The sequence below is a fragment of the Pseudomonas sp. SJZ078 genome (genome assembly GCF_007828255.1).
In the GTDB taxonomy this organism is placed as follows: domain Bacteria; phylum Pseudomonadota; class Gammaproteobacteria; order Pseudomonadales; family Pseudomonadaceae; genus Aquipseudomonas.
In genome coordinates, this window is the sequence record NZ_VIUG01000006.1 from 59,978 (window position 1) to 77,449 (window position 17,472).

13 protein-coding genes are annotated in these 17,472 nt (G+C 63.0%); 2 read left to right on the forward strand and 11 right to left on the reverse strand.

The genetic code is table 11. The annotated features are described in order from the left end of the window. Positions 1-140 precede the first annotated feature (140 nt). Positions 141-1,058 (forward strand): sugar kinase, encoded by a 918-nt coding sequence (locus FBY02_RS08165; RefSeq protein WP_144925764.1) that lies wholly within the window; start codon positions 141-143, stop codon positions 1,056-1,058. Positions 1,059-1,185: 127 nt separating this feature from the next. On the opposite strand, the gene FBY02_RS08170 is transcribed toward FBY02_RS08165, so the two are convergent. Both FBY02_RS08170 and FBY02_RS08175 read right to left on the reverse strand, forming a co-directional pair. After that, positions 1,186-1,461 (reverse strand): peptidylprolyl isomerase, encoded by a 276-nt coding sequence (locus tag FBY02_RS08170; RefSeq protein WP_003182808.1) that lies wholly within the window; start codon positions 1,459-1,461, stop codon positions 1,186-1,188. A 42-nt stretch (positions 1,462-1,503) separates the two neighbouring features. Next, the gene (locus tag FBY02_RS08175; RefSeq protein WP_144925766.1) at positions 1,504-4,041 is read right to left on the reverse strand and encodes a PAS domain-containing sensor histidine kinase; all 2,538 of its coding nucleotides are present in this window, start codon (positions 4,039-4,041) and stop codon (positions 1,504-1,506) included. A gap of 123 nt (positions 4,042-4,164) precedes the next feature. On the opposite strand from FBY02_RS08175, the gene FBY02_RS08180 reads away from it, so the two are divergent. Beyond that, positions 4,165-5,280: a PilT/PilU family type 4a pilus ATPase gene (locus FBY02_RS08180; RefSeq protein ID WP_144925768.1), complete on the forward strand. Its 1,116-nt coding sequence runs from the start codon at positions 4,165-4,167 to the stop codon at positions 5,278-5,280. Between the two features lie 86 nt (positions 5,281-5,366). Here FBY02_RS08180 and FBY02_RS08185 read toward each other — a convergent pair whose 3' ends face one another. From FBY02_RS08185 to FBY02_RS08225, 9 genes are all read right to left on the reverse strand, one after another. Beyond that, the gene (locus FBY02_RS08185; RefSeq protein WP_144925771.1) at positions 5,367-7,322 is read right to left on the reverse strand and encodes an acetoacetate--CoA ligase; all 1,956 of its coding nucleotides are present in this window, start codon (positions 7,320-7,322) and stop codon (positions 5,367-5,369) included. 114 nt (positions 7,323-7,436) lie between these two features. Next, positions 7,437-8,213 (reverse strand): 3-hydroxybutyrate dehydrogenase, encoded by a 777-nt coding sequence (locus FBY02_RS08190; RefSeq protein WP_144925774.1) that lies wholly within the window; start codon positions 8,211-8,213, stop codon positions 7,437-7,439. Positions 8,214-8,220: 7 nt separating this feature from the next. Next, entirely contained in the window at positions 8,221-9,612 is a 1,392-nt protein-coding gene (locus FBY02_RS08195; RefSeq protein WP_144925777.1) for a GntP family permease, read from the reverse strand. Between the two features lie 305 nt (positions 9,613-9,917). Beyond that, entirely contained in the window at positions 9,918-11,333 is a 1,416-nt protein-coding gene (locus tag FBY02_RS08200) for a sigma-54-dependent Fis family transcriptional regulator (protein ID WP_144925780.1), read from the reverse strand. Between the two features lie 133 nt (positions 11,334-11,466). Next, the gene (locus FBY02_RS08205; protein WP_144926085.1) at positions 11,467-13,047 is read right to left on the reverse strand and encodes an ABC transporter ATP-binding protein; all 1,581 of its coding nucleotides are present in this window, start codon (positions 13,045-13,047) and stop codon (positions 11,467-11,469) included. Between the two features lie 7 nt (positions 13,048-13,054). Continuing rightward, the gene (locus tag FBY02_RS08210) at positions 13,055-14,077 is read right to left on the reverse strand and encodes an ABC transporter permease (RefSeq protein ID WP_144925784.1); all 1,023 of its coding nucleotides are present in this window, start codon (positions 14,075-14,077) and stop codon (positions 13,055-13,057) included. Beyond that, positions 14,077-15,135, reverse strand: coding sequence for a microcin C ABC transporter permease YejB (locus tag FBY02_RS08215; protein ID WP_144925787.1), 1,059 nt, complete (start codon positions 15,133-15,135; stop codon positions 14,077-14,079). The genes FBY02_RS08210 and FBY02_RS08215 overlap by 1 nt, the downstream gene beginning before the upstream one ends. Next, positions 15,135-17,003 carry an extracellular solute-binding protein gene (locus FBY02_RS08220; protein WP_144925790.1) on the reverse strand — a complete coding sequence of 623 codons (1,869 nt, stop codon included), beginning with the start codon at positions 17,001-17,003 and terminating at the stop codon, positions 15,135-15,137. Before FBY02_RS08220 ends, FBY02_RS08215 begins: the two co-directional genes overlap by 1 nt. Before the next feature lie 134 nt (positions 17,004-17,137). After that, on the reverse strand, positions 17,138-17,419 hold the full coding sequence (locus tag FBY02_RS08225) for a peptidylprolyl isomerase (protein ID WP_144925793.1): 282 nt from the start codon (positions 17,417-17,419) through the stop codon (positions 17,138-17,140). Positions 17,420-17,472 lie beyond the last annotated feature (53 nt).

The window sequence follows — 17,472 nt, forward strand, 5'->3', positions numbered from 1 at the left end:
TTGCGGCCTTCGCGAGCAAGCCCGCTCCCACAGGGGATCTTTGGCGGACACGGATCTTGTGTTCATAACTGTCCAAATGTGGGAGCGGGCTTGCTCGCGAAGGCGTCCTGCAAAACACCACGAAACTATCAGGACACCCCATGAGCAAACCACCCCCCCGCATCGCCCTGATCGGCGAGTGCATGATCGAACTCCAACAACGCGCCGACGGCAGCCTGCAACAAAGCTTCGGCGGTGACACCCTGAACACGGCGGTGTACCTGTCCCGCGCCTTGGGCGACCAGGCATCGGTGGATTACGTCACGGCCTTGGGCGATGACAGTTTCAGTGACGCCATGTGCCGCAGTTGGGCCGAAGAAAACATCGGCCTGGATTTGGTCCAGCGCCTGCCCGGGCGCTTGCCGGGTTTGTACTGTATCCAGACCGATGCGGCTGGTGAGCGACGGTTCCTGTACTGGCGCAACGAAGCGGCAGTGCGCGATTGCTTCACCACGCCGGCCGCCGTGCCGATCCTGGCGGCATTGCCGGATTACGACGTGCTGTATTTCAGCGGTATTACCTTGGCGGTACTGGGCGAGCAGGGGCGCTGCAAGCTCATCGAAACCTTGATCGAGGCCCGTCGCCGAGGTGCCCAGGTGGTGTTCGACAATAACTATCGGCCCAGGCTCTGGGCCTCGGTCGACGCCGCCCGCGCGGCCTATCGCAGCGTACTGCCTTATGTGGAACTGGCACTGCTGACCGTGGACGACGAGCAGGCGCTATTCGGGCATGCCGACAGCCAAGCGGTGTTCGCCGCCTACCAACAGCTCGGCACGCCGGAAGTGGTGCTCAAGCGCGGTGCCGAGGCGTGCCTGATCCGGTGCGATGGGCAATCGTATGAAGTACCGGCCCAGCGGGTCGAGCGGGTGGTGGACACCACGGCGGCCGGGGACTCGTTCAGCGCAGCGTACCTGGCGCGCCGCTTGATGGGTGGCAGCCCTGTGGAGGCCGCCGAGGCCGGGCATCGGTTGGCGAGCCGGGTGATCCAGGTGCCGGGGGCGTTGATTCCCCGAGATTGAGCCCTGCACAGGGTTCACTGTGGGAGCGGGCTTGCTCGCGAAGGCGGTGCGTCAGTTACATTGATCTCAGCTGACCCACCGCTTTCGCGAGCAAGCCCGCTCCCACAGGAGAAGGTTCGGAGCAGCATCAATCCCGGTAGAACACCTGCACCAGGTGGTACCCGAACTTGCTCTTGATCGGCCCATGCACCACCCGCAGTGGCTTCTTGAAGATCACCGCGTCGATCACCCCGACCATCTGCCCCGGCCGCACTTCACCCAGGTCACCGCCACGTTTGCCGGAGGGGCAGGTGGAGTACTTCTTTGCCAGCACGTCGAACGCTTCGCCCTTGGCGATGCGTTGCTTGAGCTGTTCGGCTTCTTCGGCGGTTTTCACCAGGATATGGCGGGCTTGGGCTTTCATCGCAGCGCTGACCTGAACAAAAGGGGGCGATTATGCCTCAACTCAGGAGGCATGGTTGATCATCGTCCGAATCTTGTTCGCCAGCAAATCCAAGGTGAAAGGCTTGGCGACCATGTCCATGCCCTGTTCCAGGAAACCCTGGCGTTCGGCGGCTTTTTGCGCATAACCGGTCATGAACAACACCTTCAGGTCGGGTCGATACTGGCGGGCGATTTCCGCCAGCTGCCGGCCATTCATGCCGGGCAGGCCGACGTCGGTGACCAGCAGATCGATACGCTGCTCCGACTCCAGCAGCGGCAGGGCGGCCTTGGCGTCTTCGGCTTCAAGGGCGGTGTACCCCAGCGCCTGCAACAGATCGAGCACCAGCATCCGCACCGCCGGCTCGTCTTCCACCAACAATACGGTTTCGCCTGCGATTGCGGCTGGAGCCTCCACGGTGGTGGGCTGCGTCGGTGGTTCGACAGGCGCCACGTGCAGCCGCGGCAGGTACAATTGCACTCGTGTGCCCTGGCCCGGTACGCTGTCCAGGTTCAGCAGCCCTCCCGACTGTTGAGCAAACCCGTAGATCATCGACAGCCCCAGGCCGGTGCCCTGGCCGATGGGTTTGGTGGTGAAGAAGGGATCGAATGCCTTTGCCAGCACGGACGGAGTCATGCCGCTGCCATTGTCGCTGACGGCAATCATCACGTAGTCCCCGGGCTTGACCGGTTCCAGGGTGCTGATGTCGCTGCCGTCGAGGTAGATATTGGCGGTTTCGATGGTGAGCTCGCCGCCGTCGGGCATCGCATCTCGAGCGTTGATCACCAGGTTGAGCAGGGCGTTTTCCAACTGGCTGGCATCGGTGCTGACGGGCCAGAGTTCATCGGCCAGTTGCAGGCGCAGCGCGATGTGGTCACCGGTGGTTCGGCTCAGCAGGTCTTCAAGGGACAGCACCAGGCTATTGGCGTCCAGCGGCTTGCGGTCCAGGGACTGGCGTCGGGAAAAGGCCAAAAGCCGGTGGGTCAGGGCCGCGGCGCGGTTGGCCGATGACACCGCCGCTTCGGTAAAGCGTCCGATCTCGTCGACGCGGCCGTTGGCGATGTAGCGCTGCATCAGGTCCAGGCTGCCGAGAATACCGGTGAGCATGTTATTGAAGTCGTGGGCGATGCCCCCGGTGAGCTGGCCCACGGCCTCCATCTTCTGGGCATGGCGCAACGCTTCTTCAGCGCGCTCGCGTTCGAACATCTCGTTTTGCAGGCGGTGGTTGGCTTCGGCCAGTTGCTGGGTGCGGGCGATGACCCGTTCTTCCAGGGTTTCGTTGAGGTTGCGCAGGGCTTCCTCGGTTTTCTTGCGCTCGGTCTCGTCGATCACAAAAATGTAGAAGCCGTTCACCGTGCCGTCCGCACCATGGCGAGGCAAGTAGTTGGTCAGTGCATGTCGCGGCCGGCCGTCGCGGTGGTCCGACAGCACGGCAAAGCTGCATGGCTTGCCCGCCAGGGCTGCGGCAATCTGTTCGGCGCGAGCCGCATAGCCTTCTTCGCCGATCACTTCGCGAATGGTCTTGCCATAGAGTTCCTGCGGGGTCAGCCCGAACCAGTCCAGGTAGGCGCTGTTGTTCAGGCGGAAGCGCTCTTCGCGGTCCACGTAGCTGATGAGGATCGGCATGGCGTTGATGATCAGTTGCAGCTCGGTCTGGCTCTGGCGCAGGGCCTGTTCGGTGCGCTTGCGCTCGGTCAGGTCCAGAGCCGCGCCGAGAAAGCGCCTGGGGCGGCCGTGGCGATCCTTGTAGCAGCGACCGCGCACGAACACCCAGCGTAGTTCGCCGTCGGGCTGCAACAGACGGTACTCTTCGGCATATTCGGTCCCGTGGGTGATGCAGTGCTTGATGCTGCGGGCGACCATCGCCCGATCCTCGGGGTGCACGCCTTCGAGGTAGGCACTGATGGGCAACTGCCGCGACAGACTGGGATCGACACCGTGCAGGAGGGCGAAATGCGCGTCGGCGATGAAGCGGTCTTCGCTGATGTCCCAGTCCCAGGTGCCCAGCGCATCGGCCGCCGCCAAAGCAAGTTGCAGGCGCTCTTCGCTTTCCTGCTGGGCCTTGAGGCTGGCTTCGGAACGGCGTTCGAACTCCAGAGCCAGGCGTCGCCGCTCGCTGGTCTCGATGGCGGTGACCAGAATGCCGGCCACGGCACCGCCTTCGTTACGCACGGGGCTGTAGGTCAGGTCCAACCAAAGGTCGCAGAGGCGGCCGGCAAAGGGCAGGCGCCATTGCTGGTCGCGGCTGGCGTGCGTGCGGCCTTGCAACACGTCGTTATAAATCGGCGCGCTGACGCTTTTGAGTTCAGGCCATGCCGTGTGGGTCGGCTGGCCGAACGCCTGGGGATGTTTATCGCCGGCCAGGCGGGAAAAGGCGTCGTTGTAGAAGTGGATCAGTTGCGGCCCCCACAGCAAGGCCATCGGCATCGGCGAGTTCAGCACGATGTCCACGGCGGTGCGCAGGCTCTGGGGCCAGGTTTGGGCAGCGCCCAGCGGGCTGGAGCTCCAGTCCAGTCGCTCGATCAGGCGCTGTGTGCCGCTGCTGGCGGGTGTTGCGTTCATCACGGAATCCCTGGGTGGCGTGTCGCGTCTACTATTCTCTCAGGAAGGCAAGCGCGGGTTGGTCTGCAGAGGTACGTGCTCGGGTCAGCTTGTTTCATTGATGTCTCGCGGAAGTTTCAGTCCATGGAAATCGATCCTTTGTTACGCATCCTGGCCAGCCAGGAAGGCTCCGATCTTTACCTGTCCACCGGGGCGCCGCCGTGTGCCAAATTCGAAGGCGTGCTCAAGCCCCTGGGCAACCAGGCGTTCAAGATCGGTGACATTGCCGGGCTCGCCGAGTCTCTGATGGACGCCGAACAGCGTCTTGAGTTCGATCGGGAATTGGAAATGAACCTGGCCATTTCCCTCTCGGGTGTCGGGCGATTCCGGGTCAATATCTTCAAGCAGCGCAATGACGTGTCCATGGTGATCCGCAACGTCAAGCTGGACATCCCGCGCTTCGAGGACCTGAAACTGCCCAAGGTGCTGCTCGACACCATCATGCAGAAGCAGGGGCTGATGCTGTTCGTCGGCGCGACGGGGTCAGGCAAGTCCACTTCCCTGGCGGCGCTGATCGACTATCGTAATCGCAACAGCAGCGGCCACATCATCACCATCGAAGACCCGGTGGAGTACATCCACCGGCACAAGAAGTCGATCATCAACCAGCGGGAAGTCGGTGTCGACACCCGCAGTTTCCAGGCCGCCCTCAAGAACACCTTGCGCCAGGCACCGGATGTGGTGCTGATCGGCGAGATTCGCGACCGTGAAACCATGGAGCACGCCCTGGCCTTTGCCGACACCGGGCACCTGGTGATTTCCACTCTGCATGCCCACAACGCCAATCAGGCCTTGGACCGGGTGATCAACTTTTTTCCGGAAGAACGCCGGCCGCAACTGTTGAGCGACCTGGGCAACAACCTCCTGGCATTCGTGTCCCAGCGCCTGGTGCGCACCCGTACCGGCCAGCGCCGAGCCGCGGTGGAGGTCATGCTCGGTTCGCCCACGGTGGCCGACCTGATCCGGCGCAACGAGTTGGGCGAACTCAAGGGCATCATGGAAAAGTCGGAAGAGCTGGGCATGCAGACCTTTGACCAGGCCTTGTTCAACCTGGTGGTCGAAGGGGTGCTCGATGAGGAAGAAGCCCTGAAGAACGCCGATTCGGCGAACAACCTGCGGTTGCGATTGAAGCTGCATGCCGAGTCGGGTGCCGCGCCTGCGGCCGATCAGGCGGCGGGGGAGTGGGGGTTGATGGATTGATGGGGGTTGGCACATTCCCTGTGGCGAGGGGATGAATCCCCTCGCCACAGATAAATCCCCTTGCCACAGGAGACTGGTTACTGTGGCTAAGTGAGCAGCTCCGGCCGATCCCGAAACTGCTCCAGCGCCTGCGGGTTGGCCAGGGCGTCGGTGTTTTTCACCACTTCGCCATGCACCACGTTGCGCACCGCCAGCTCCACCACCTTGCCACTGATGGTCCGCGGTATATCGTTGACCGCCAGGATCTTCGCCGGTACATGGCGCGGCGTGGTGTTGGCGCGGATGACCTGGCGGATCCGCTGCTCCAGGGCGTCATCCAGGACCAGGCCCTCTCGCAGACGCACGAACAGCACCACCCGCACATCCCCCTGCCATTGCTGGCCGATGGCGACGCTGTCCAGCACCTGTTCGACCTTTTCCACCTGGCGATAGATCTCCGCCGTACCGATGCGCACGCCACCGGGGTTGAGCACCGCGTCGGAGCGACCATGGATCAGGAAACCGCCATGGGGCAGTTCCTCGGCGTAATCGCCTTGGGCCCATACGCCGGGGAACTGGCTGAAGTAGGACGCACGGAGCTTTTCCTGCCGGGGGTCGTTCCACAAGCCAATGGGCATCGCCGGGAAATGCCGGGTGCACACCAGTTCACCTTTCTCGCCGATGACGGCCTTTCCGGCTTCGTTCCAGACCTGTACCGCCATGCCCAGGCTCTTGCCCTGCATTTCGCCGCGCCGCACCGCCGACAGTGGGTTGCCGTTGACGAAGCAGGACACGATGTCGGTGCCACCAGACATCGAAGCCAGGCAAACGTCGGGCTTGAAGTCGCGGTACACGTAATCGTAGCTGTGGGGCGCCAGTGCCGAGCCGGTCGAGAGCAGGGTCCTGAGGCTGCCCAGGTCGTGGGTCTGCCGCGGCTTCAAGCCCTGGCTCTCCAGGGCGGCCAGGAACTTGGGGCTGGTGCCGAACACACTGATGCGCTGCTGGTCGATCAGGTCCAGCAAGCGCTCGGGGCCGGGGTGGAACGGTGAACCGTCATAAAGCACCACCGCACTGCCGACCGCGAGGGCAGACACCAGCCAGTTCCACATCATCCAACCGCAGGTGGTGTAGTAGAACAGCCGGTCCTCGGTATCGAGGTCGACGTGCAGTCCATGCTCTTTGACGTGTTGCAGCAGCACGCCGCCGGTACCGTGGACGATGCACTTCGGTACACCGGTGGTGCCGCTGGAGTACAGGATGTACAGCGGATGGTCGAACGGCACGGCAACGAATTGCGGCTCGCCGCCGGCTTGATAGAACCCGTCCCACAGCGCGACGCTGGCCGCGGTCCTGAAATCCTCAACACTGGCGTCCGGCTGGGCATAGGGCAGCACGATCAGCTGTTGCAGCGAGGGCAGCCGTTCGAGGATTTCGTTGACCTTGGGCCGCTGGTCGATGACCTTGCCGGCGTAGCGGTAACCGGCGCAGGTAATCAGCACCTTGGGCTCGATCTGGCCGAAACGGTCGATCACCCCCTGGGTGCCGAAGTCCGGCGACGAACAGGACCAGATCGCCCCCAGGCTGGTGGTGGCAAGCATGGCCACCAGGGTCTGCCAGGTGTTAGGCATGCACGCGGCGACACGGTCGCCTTGGGTGACACCGGCCGCTTGCAAGCTTTTTTGCAGACCGGCGACGTGGGCAGCGAGCTCGTCCCAGGTCAGTTGTTCCTGGCCGCCGTTTTCGTCGATGGCCACCACCGCCGTCGCGGTGTCGCGACGGCGCAGCAAGTGTTCGGCAAAGTTCAGCGTCGCCCCTGGGAACCAACGGGCGCTGGGCATGTGCGTGCCTTCCTGCAGTACCTCGATGGGCGCCTGGTGAAAGCGGATCTCGAAGAAATCGACGATGGCCTGCCAGAACGCTTCGCGCTGGTCAATGCTCCAGGCGTGAAGGGCGGGATAGTCATTGAGTTGCAGGTGGTGCCGTTCGTTAATGAGCCGGCGAAAGGCATTCATGCGCGACCGCGCGATGCGTTCAGGGCTGGGTTGCCAGAGGGTGTCGGACATGGCGTGCCTCTTATTCTTTATGTACACACAAACTATAGAGCGAGCCGGGGCGTCAGGTGGAATCCGATCTTGTGGCGAGGGGATAAATCCCCTCGCCAAGGTAGTCGCCGGGACTTATTGAGCCAACCACCCACCATCGATATTCCACGCCGCGCCACGCACCTGGCTGCCGGCTTCGCTGCACAGGAACAGCACCAGTTCCCCCAGTTGCGGTGGGGTGACGAAGTCCAGGGACGGCTGTTTCTCGGCCAGCAGGTCGTGCTGGGCCTGTTGCGGGTCGATGCCGCTGGCGATGCGATCGTCGATCTGTTTCTGCACCAGCGGGGTCAACACCCAGCCCGGACAGATGGCGTTACAGGTGACGTTGCTGGTGGCGGTTTCCAGGCCGACCACCTTGGTCAGGCCGATCACCCCGTGCTTGGCCGCGACATAGGCGGCCTTGCCCACCGAGCCGACCTGGCCGTGTACCGAGGCGATGTTGACGATCCGCCCCCAGCCTTTGCTGCGCATCCCCGGCAAGCTCAGGCGGGTGGCATGGAACACCGAGGACAGGTTGATAGCGATGATCGAGTCCCAGCGCTCCACCGGGAAATCCTCGACGGCGGCCACATGCTGGATGCCGGCGTTGTTCACCAGGATGTCGACGCCGCCGAAGTCCCGCTCGGCATAGGCGAGCATGTCGGCGATCTGTGCCGGGTCACTGACATCGGCCGGATGATGGCCAACCTTGCCGCCGAATTGCTGCACTTCGGCGATCACCGCCGACGCATCGCCAAAGCCGTTGAGGATCAAGTTGGCGCCGGCCTTGGCCAGGCTCAGGGCGATGCCCAGGCCGATGCCGCTGGTAGAGCCGGTAACCAGGGCAGTCTTGCCGGAAAGAGTGGTCGTCATAGGAACCTCATACAATGCCAGTGGCGTAGAACACACCGATCACCACGAAAACCGCGAGGGTCTTGATCAGCGTAATGCAGAAAATGTCTTTGTAGGCTTCGCGGTGGGTCAGCCCGGTGACCGCCAGCAAGGTGATCACCGCGCCGTTGTGAGGCAGGGTGTCCATGCCGCCGCTGGCCATGGCCGCAACCCGGTGCAGCACTTCCAAGGGAATGTTGGCGGCATGGGCGGCGCTGATGAAGGTTTCGGACATCGCCGCCAGGGCGATGCTCATGCCACCCGACGCGGAGCCGGTGATGCCCGCCAGCAGCGTCACGGTCACGGCTTCGTTGACCAGTGGGTTGGGAATGCTCTTGAGCCAGTCGGCCAGTACCAGGAAGCCCGGCAGCGAGGCGATGACCGCGCCGAAGCCGTATTCCGAGGCGGTATTCATCGCCGCGAGCAGCGCACCGCCTACCGCACTTTTACTGCCTTCGGCCAGCTTGCTGCGAATGGCCCGGTAGCCGAACAGCAGGACCATGATGATGCCCACCAACAATGCGGCCTGTACCGCCCAGATCGCGGTGAGTTTGGCCACGTCGCTGGTCACCGGTGCCGCCATGCCCGGCAGCGCCAGGCTGTGGGTCTTGCCGTACCACTGGGGGATCCACTGGGTGAACAGCAGGTTCATGATGCCGACCGCCAGCAGCGGCGAAACGGCGATCCACGGGTTGGGCAGCTTGATGTCTTCGGCGGTTTCCGGCTCGTTGCGCAGTTCGGTGCCGTAGCCTTCGCCCACGCGCTGGGCCTTGTTGCGCTGGCGTTGCAGGAACAGCATGCCGATGCTGAACACGAACAACGTGCCGATCACACCCAGCCACGGCGCGGCCCAGGCGGTGGTGTTGAAGAAGGTGCTGGGGATGATGTTCTGGATCTGCGGCGTGCCGGGCAGGGCGTCCATGGTGAAGGAAAACGCACCGAGGGCGATGGTGGCCGGGATCAGGCGCTTGGGGATATTGCTCTGGCGGAACATTTCGGCGGCGAACGGATACACCGCGAACACCACGACGAACAGCGACACACCGCCATAGGTCAGCAAGGCGCAGACCAGCACGATCACCAGCATCGCCTGGCGCGTGCCCAGCAAGCGAATCGCCGCGGCCACGATGGAGCGGGAGAAGCCCGACAACTCGATCAGCTTGCCGAACACCGCGCCGAGCAGGAACACCGGGAAATACAGTTTGATGAACCCGACCATTTTCTCCATGAACACTCCGGTGAAGGCAGGGGCGACGGCGGAGGGGTCGGTAAGCAGGACGGCGCCGAGGGCGGCGATGGGGGCGAAGAGGATGACGCTGTAGCCACGGTAGGCGGCAACCATCAGCAGCGCGAGGGCCGCCAAGGCAATGATCACACTCATGGTGTGTCTCCTGGGATTGTTATTGTTGTGGTGAAGCGGTGGGAGACTGTTTAGCCATTTTTATGCCAGTTGTTTAACTTGTTGAAATATATAGGGATTTTTAATGGTTGATTAGAGTGGTGAAAAACTTTGTCTCTGTTTTGAGATTTTTTGAGAGGCTACTGGCCTCATCGCGAGCAGGCTCGCTCCCACAGGGAAGTGGGGTATTGCTGAGGAATGCGCTCCACTGTGGGAGCGAGCCTGCTCGCGATGAGTGCGAAGCACTCAAAAAATAGCTAGTCTAAAAACAGAGATATGTTGTCTCTTTATGGAGACTCTGCAATCCCCAACGCCACCATCTTCTTGTACAACGTCGACCGCCCCAGCCCCAACCGCTCCGCCGCTTCGATCACCTTGCCGCCGCACTGCGCGAGGGTGGTTTCGATCAGCTGACGGTCGAATCGGGCCCGAGCCTGGGCGAAGGTTTCCTGAGGCAATGACTCCAGGTTCGCGCTGGCTGTGCGGGTCACCGGCGTGAATGTGCCGATGGCCGCGTGGATGTCGGCAGCGGTGAGTTGCAGGTTATCGCTGAGCAGCGCGGCCCGCTCCAGCACGTTGCGCAGCTCGCGGATGTTGCCTGGCCAGGCGTGTTGCCCCAACAGATCGAGGGCGTCGGGGTTAAGTTCGTGCTGGCTGCGCAGGTCTTCGAGGATCGCCTCGCTCAGGGCCGGCAGGTCATCCAGGCGCTCGCGCAGAGGCGGGACCTGGATCGGCAGCACATTGAGGCGGTAGTACAGGTCGGCGCGGAACTCACCGCGCTTGATCGCCGCTTCCAGATCCATGGACGTGGCAGCGATTACACGGACATCGCTTTGCAGCACTTCGTTGGACCCCACCGGTTCATATTCCTTTTCCTGCAGCACCCGCAGCAGTTTGCTTTGCAGCGGCAGCGGCATGTCGCCGATCTCGTCGAGGAACAACGTGCCGCCCTGGGCGATCTGCAGCTTGCCGGCGCGGCCCTTGCGGTCGGCCCCGGTGAACGCTCCGGGCGCGGTGCCGAAGAACTCGGCTTCCAACAGCGATTCGGGAATCGCCGCGCTGTTGATGCTGACGAATGCCTTGTGCGCCCGTGGCGAGGCGCTGTGGATCGCCTGGGCCAGCAGCTCCTTGCCGGTGCCGGTTTCGCCAAGCAGCAACACCGGGGAATCGGTGCTGGCGCTACGGCGGGCACGGCGCTTGACCTCCAGGCCGGCGCTGCTGGTGCCAATGAAATGGGCGAAGTTGTACTTGGTCTGCCGCGCCCGCAGCAGCGAACGGGTCGAGGCCAGTTCTTCCTGCATACTCTGGTAGCGCTTGAGCATCGGCGACAGGCTATGCAGTTCACCGAACAAGGCAAAGCCGATGGCGCCGATGACCGCGCCGGTGCTGTCATGGATTGGCAGGCGCATGACCACCAGCGGCTCCTTGGGCATCTCCTGCATGTCCAGCAGGATCGGTCGCCCGGTGCGCACCACTTCCCGTAGCAGGCTACCGGGGATCACGCTCTCGCAGGCCCGGCCAATGGCTTCCTGGGCCGAGTTCAGGCCGAAGCGCCGGGCGTAGCGCTCGTTCATCCAGACGATGTTGGCGTCACGGTCGACGATCACCGTGCCTTCGCTGGACTGTTCGATGATCTCGAACAAGGAGCGAATCGCCAGGGTGCGTACGCGCTGGTAGTCCTTGAGGTTTTCGGTGGGGGTCATGGTCTGGTCCGGGTTGTGTATTGCCTGTCAGGCCGCCATCGCGAGCAGGCTCGCTCCCACAGGTGACCGCATTCCAATGTGGGAGCGAGCCTGCTCGCGATGGGCGCGACACGGTGTCAAGTCATGCGCCGCATTATGCCCACCCCGGATGCGCCGCCGCCAACAGCTCCTTGGTGTAAGGGTGTTTGGGTGCGTCGAACACCTCATGGCTGGCGCCGCATTCGACCACCTTGCCGTCCTTGATCACGATCATGTCATGGGCCAGGGCGCGCACCACCGCCAGGTCATGGCTGATGAACAAGTAGGTCAGGCCGTGCTTCTCCTGGAGCTGGCGGAGCAGGGCGACCACTTGTTTCTGCACGGTACGATCCAGTGCCGAGGTAGGCTCGTCCAGCAGGATCAGGGCCGGCTTGAGCACCAGGGCCCGGGCAATGGCGATGCGCTGGCGTTGGCCGCCGGAAAATTCGTGTGGGTAGCGATGGCGACTCTGCGGGTCGAGGCCGACTTCGTTGAGGGCCTGGATAACCCGGGCCTCGCACTCCTGGGCGCTGGACGGACTGTGGACTTCAAGGCCTTCGCTGATGATCTGCTGCACCGACATCCGTGGACTGAGGCTACCGAACGGGTCCTGGAACACCACCTGCATCTGCTTGCGCCACGGCCGCAGTTCTTTCTGCGACAGCGCGTCGAGGGCTTCACCCTGGAAGCGGATGCTGCCTTCGGATTCGATCAGCCGCAGGACCGCCTGGCCGAGTGTGGACTTGCCGGAGCCGGATTCGCCGACGATGCCCAGGGTTTTGCCGCGCTGGATGTTCAGGCTGATGCCGTCGACGGCGCGCAGGTATTCCTTGCGCCGGAACAACCCGCCGCCCAGGGCGAAGCTGACTCGCAGGTCCTGGACCTGCAGCACGTCTTCGCGCTCGTCCCGGGGCAGGGCTTCACCCTCCGGTTCGGCGTGCAGCAGTTCACAGCTGTAGGGATGCTTCGGCGCGCTGAAGAGGGTTTCGCACGGCGCCTGCTCGACGATTTCCCCGGCCTTCATAACGCACACCCGCTGGGCGATGCTGCGCACCAGGTTCAGGTCGTGGCTGATCAACAGCAAAGACATGCCGAGCCGTTGCTGGAGGGACTTGAGCAGCAGCAGGATTTTGCGTTGCACGGTCACGTCCAGCGCCGTGGTTGGTTCGTCGGCGATCAACAGCTCTGGTTCACAGGCCAGGGCCATAGCAATCATGACCCGTTGCCGCTGGCCGCCGGAGAGCTGGTGCGGGTAGGCCTTGAGCCGTTCGACGGGTTTCTGGATGCCCACCAGGGCCAGCAGTTCCAGGATGCGCTGGCGTGCTGCTTTGCCGCCCAGGCCCTTGTGCAGCATCAGGGTTTCGCCGATCTGCTTTTCGACGCTGTGCAGCGGGTTGAGGGAGGTCATCGGCTCCTGGAAGATCATCGCAATGCGGTTGCCGCGCAGCGCCCGCAGGGTGCTGGCCTGGGCACCGACCAGTTCCTGGCCGCGATAGCGAATACTGCCGCTGGTACGGCTCTCGGTTGGCGGCAGCAGTTGCAGGATCGAATGGGCCGTCACCGATTTGCCGGAGCCCGATTCACCCACCAGGGCCAGACACTCGCCGGGGCGGATATCCAGGCACAGGTTGCGCACGACGGCGTGGTCGTTGAAGACCACGCTCAGGTCGCGGATTTCGATCAGGTTGTCACGCACGTCCAGATCAGGACCTGGGATCGAATGCATCACGCAAAGCCTCGCCAATGAACACCAACAGGGAAAGAATCAAGGCCAGGGTGAAGAATGCCGTCAGTCCCAGCCAGGGTGCTTGCAGGTTCTGTTTGCCTTGCGCAATCAACTCGCCCAGGGACGCGCTGCCGGCCGGCATGCCGAAGCCGAGGAAGTCCAGGGCGGTGAGGGTGGAGATCGCTCCGGTGAGGATGAACGGCAGATAACTCAGGGTCGCGTTCATCGCGTTGGGCAGGATGTGCCGCACGATCACCTTGCGGTCAGTCAGGCCCAGGGCCCTGGCGGCCTTGACGTATTCGAGGTTGCGCCCGCGCAGGAACTCGGCGCGGACCACGTCCACCAGGGCCAGCCAGGAGAACAGCGCCATGATCCCCAGCAACCACCAGAAATTCGGCTCGACGAAACCGGAGAGGATGATCAGCAGATAGAGCACCGGCAGCCCGGACCAGACTTCCAGCAGGCGTTGGCCCAACAGGTCCACCCAGCCGCCGTAATACCCCTGCAACGCCCCGGCGGCGATGCCGATCAGCGCGCTGATGGCCGTCAGCGCCAGGGCGAACAGGATCGATACCCGGGCGCCGAAGATCACCCGGGCCAGTACGTCACGGGACTGGTCGTCGGTGCCCAGCCAGTTCACCGAGGTGGGCGGGCTCGGGGCCGGTTGGTTGAGGTCGTAGTTGGGGGTGTCGTCGCTGAACGGGATCGGCGGGAACAGCAGCCAGCCGCCGTCCTTGCGGATCAGGTTCTGCACGTAGCTGCTGCGGTAGTCGGCCTGGAACGGTAGCTGCCCGCCAAATTCCTGTTCGGTGTAGCGCTTGAACACCGGGAAGTACAGCGAGTGCTGATAGCTCACCACCAGGGGCTTGTCATTGGCGATCAGCTCGCCGCCCAGGGTCAGGATGAACAGACCGATGAACAGCCACAGCGACCACCAGCCGCGGCGGTTCTTCTTGAAACGCTCGAAACGCCGTCGGCCCAGGGGCGAGAATCTGAGCATCAGGCGTTCCTCGCGGCGAAGTCGATGCGCGGGTCCACCAGGGTGTAGCAGAGGTCGCCGATGAGTTTGATCAGCAGGCCGAACAGCGTGAAGATGAACAGCGAACCGAATACCACCGGATAGTCCCGGGATACGGCTGCCTCATAGCTCATGCGGCCCAGGCCATCGAGGGAGAAGATCACCTCGATCAGCAACGATCCGGCGAAGAACACGCTGATGAACGCCTGGGGAATTCCCGACACCACCAACAGCATGGCGTTGCGGAACACGTGCCCGTATAGCACCCGTCGTTCACTCATGCCCTTGGCTCGCGCCGTGACCACGTATTGGCGGGTGATTTCATTGAGGAACGAGTTCTTGGTCAGGATGGTCAGGGTGGCGAAGCCGCCGATCACCAATGATGTGACCGGCAGCACCAGGTGCCAGAAGTAATCGGTGATCTTGCCCAGGGTCGACAGCGATTCGAAGTTGTCCGACACCAGTCCGCGCACCGGAAACCAGTTCAGCGACGTCCCGCCCGCGAACATCACGATCAGGAACATTGCGAAGAGGAACGCCGGCATCGCATAACCGATGATGATCGCCGTGCTGCTCCAGATATCGAAGGCCGACCCGTGATGCACCGCCTTGCGGATGCCCAGTGGAATCGACACCAGGTAGGTGATCAGCGTCGCCCACAACCCGAGGGAAATGGTCACCGGCATCTTTTCCAGGATCAGGTCGGTGACCGTGGCGCCCCGGAAGAAACTCTTGCCGAAGTCCAGGCGGGCGTAGCTGCTGAGCATCAGCCACAGGCGTTCATGGGCCGGTTTGTCGAAGCCGTATTGTTTTTCGATGTCCTTGATCAGTTGCGGATCCAGGCCGCGGCTGGCCCGGGAGCTGCCGGTCATGGCATTGCCAGAGCTGCCGACGCTGGCGCCACCGATGCCTTGCAGGTGGGCGATGGCCTGTTCCACCGGGCCGCCCGGGGCCGCCTGGACGATGACGAAATTGACCAGCAGGATGATCACCAGGGTCGGGATGATCAGCAGCAGGCGTCGTGCGATATAAGCCCACATCAGTGACGCCCTCCAGAGGTACCACGCCTGATTCGCTCGGCGGTCATCTGCTCATTGGTCAAGGGCGTGGTGCTGACTTCCCACCAGCTCTCGATGGCCTCGTCATTGGCGGCTTGCACCTTGGGCATGCCGAAGCGGTTCCACCATACGGTCGAGCTGCCCGGTGGGTAGTAGTTGGGAATCCAGTAGTAGTTCCATTGCAGCACCCGGTCCAGCGCGTGGGCGTGACGGAGCATGTCGTCCTGGGTGGTGGCCTTGACCAGCCCGTCGATCAGTGCATCGACAGCAGGATTCTGCAATGCCATGTAGTTGTTGGCACCCGGGTCGTTGGCTGCCGCCGAACCGAAGTAATTGTAGAGCTCGGTGCCGGGCGAGGTGCTGACCGGGTAACCGGTGACGATCATGTCGTAGTCGCGACTCATCAGGCGGTTGACGTACTGGGATGGGTCGATGCGCCGGATGCTCATGTCGATGCCGATCTGCGCCAGCGTGCGTTTGTAGGGCAGCAGCAGGCGGTCCATGCCGTTCTGGCTGTTGAGGAAGGTGAAACTCAGCGGCTCGCCCTGGGCATTGACCAGGCGATCACCATCGGGTTTCCAGCCGGCCTGTTCCAGCAGTGCCAGGGCCTGCAATTGCTTGTCGCGGATCACGCCGCTGCCGTCGGTCTTCGGCGCCTGGAACACCTGGGTGAAAACCTCGTCGGGGACTTTCCCGCGCAGCGGTTCAAGGATTGCCAGTTCGCCCGCATCGGGCAGCTCTCGGGCAGCCAGGTCGGTGTTGGAGAAGAAGCTCTGCTGGCGTACATAGAGGTTGCGCATCATCTGCCGGTTGCTCCATTCGAAATCCCAGAGCATCGCCAGGGCCTGGCGTACGCGGCGATCCTGGAACTGCGGCTTTTGCAGATTGAACACGAAGCCCTGGGCCGTTTGTGGGGCTTCGGTGGCCAGGTGGGCTTTCTGCAGGCGCCCGTCGCGCAGCGCCGGGCTGTCGTAGCCGATGGAAAAACCCGTGGCGGAGAATTCGCGGTTGTAGTCGTAGGCGCCGCCACGCAGTACCTGGCGCGCCACATCGGTGTCGCCGAAGTACTCGATGCTGAAATGATCGAAGTTATAGAGCCCTCGGCTGACCGGCAGGTCCTTGCCCCACCAGTCGGCGTTGCGTTCGAAGGTGATGCTGCGCCCGGAATCGACCTTGCCGACCCGGTACGGCCCGCTGCCCAGCGGCGCTTCATAGCCACCTCCGCTGGCAAAGTCGCGGGTTTTCCACCAATGCTCGGGAAACACCGGTAGGGTGGCGATATCCAGGGGCAGGGTGCGGTTTTCGTTGCTCTTGAAATCGAAGCGAACGGTGCGCTCGCCTTCAACTTCGACGCCTTTGACGGCCGCGAACTGGGTGCGATAGCGCAGGCTGCCCTGGGTCATCAGCAGCTCGAAGCTGTAGCGCACGTCTTCGGCGGTGATGGGCTTGCCGTCGGCAAAGCGGGCCTTGGGGTTCAGGTAGAAGCGCAGGGACAGGCCGTCATCCGCGCGTTCCATGCTTTGTGCCACCAGGCCGTAGACGGTGTAGGGCTCATCCAGGGAGCGTTGGGCCAGGGGCGAATACAGCATGCCGTCGATCTGGCTGACCCCGATGCCTTTGTCGATGTAGGGCAGCACGTGATCGAACTGGCCGATCTCGATGGCCGAGCGGCGCAGGGTGCCACCCTTGGGAGCCTGGGGATTGGCATAGGCGAAATGGCTGAAGCCATCGGGGTACTTGGCCGGTTCACCATAGACGGTCAGGGCATGTTGTGGTGCGGCAGACACACCGGCGGCGCCTGTCAGCAGGAGCGCGGCAGCCAGAAACAGAGAGGGAAACACCAGTCGCATTGTCAGCCTTAAAGCCGGGTGATCGATGACCACGATTTTTACGCGAGCGGCGCGCTGATCGCCAGCCCTATGGTCAAGGAGTGGTGCGAGAAACTGCGGTGGCGAGGGAGCAAGTTCCCTCACCACCGTCACGCTCAGTCCTGGCGGCTGGTCACTTCCAGCAAGTGATAGCCGAACTGGGTCTTGACCGGGCCCTGTACCACGTTGATCGGTGCGCTGAACACCACGGTGTCGAATTCTTTGACCATCTGGCCCGGGCTGAACGAACCCAGGTCGCCGCCCTGACGGCTGGACGGGCACGTGGAGTTGGCTTTCGCGATTTCGGCGAAATCGGCACCGGCTTCGATCTGGGTCTTGAGTTCGTTGCACTTGTCTTCGCTGGAAACCAGGATGTGGCGGGCAGTGGCTTTTGCCATGGGAATTTCCTTTCAACAGGTTTAAAGGGGGTGAGCCTACCGGAATCACTGGA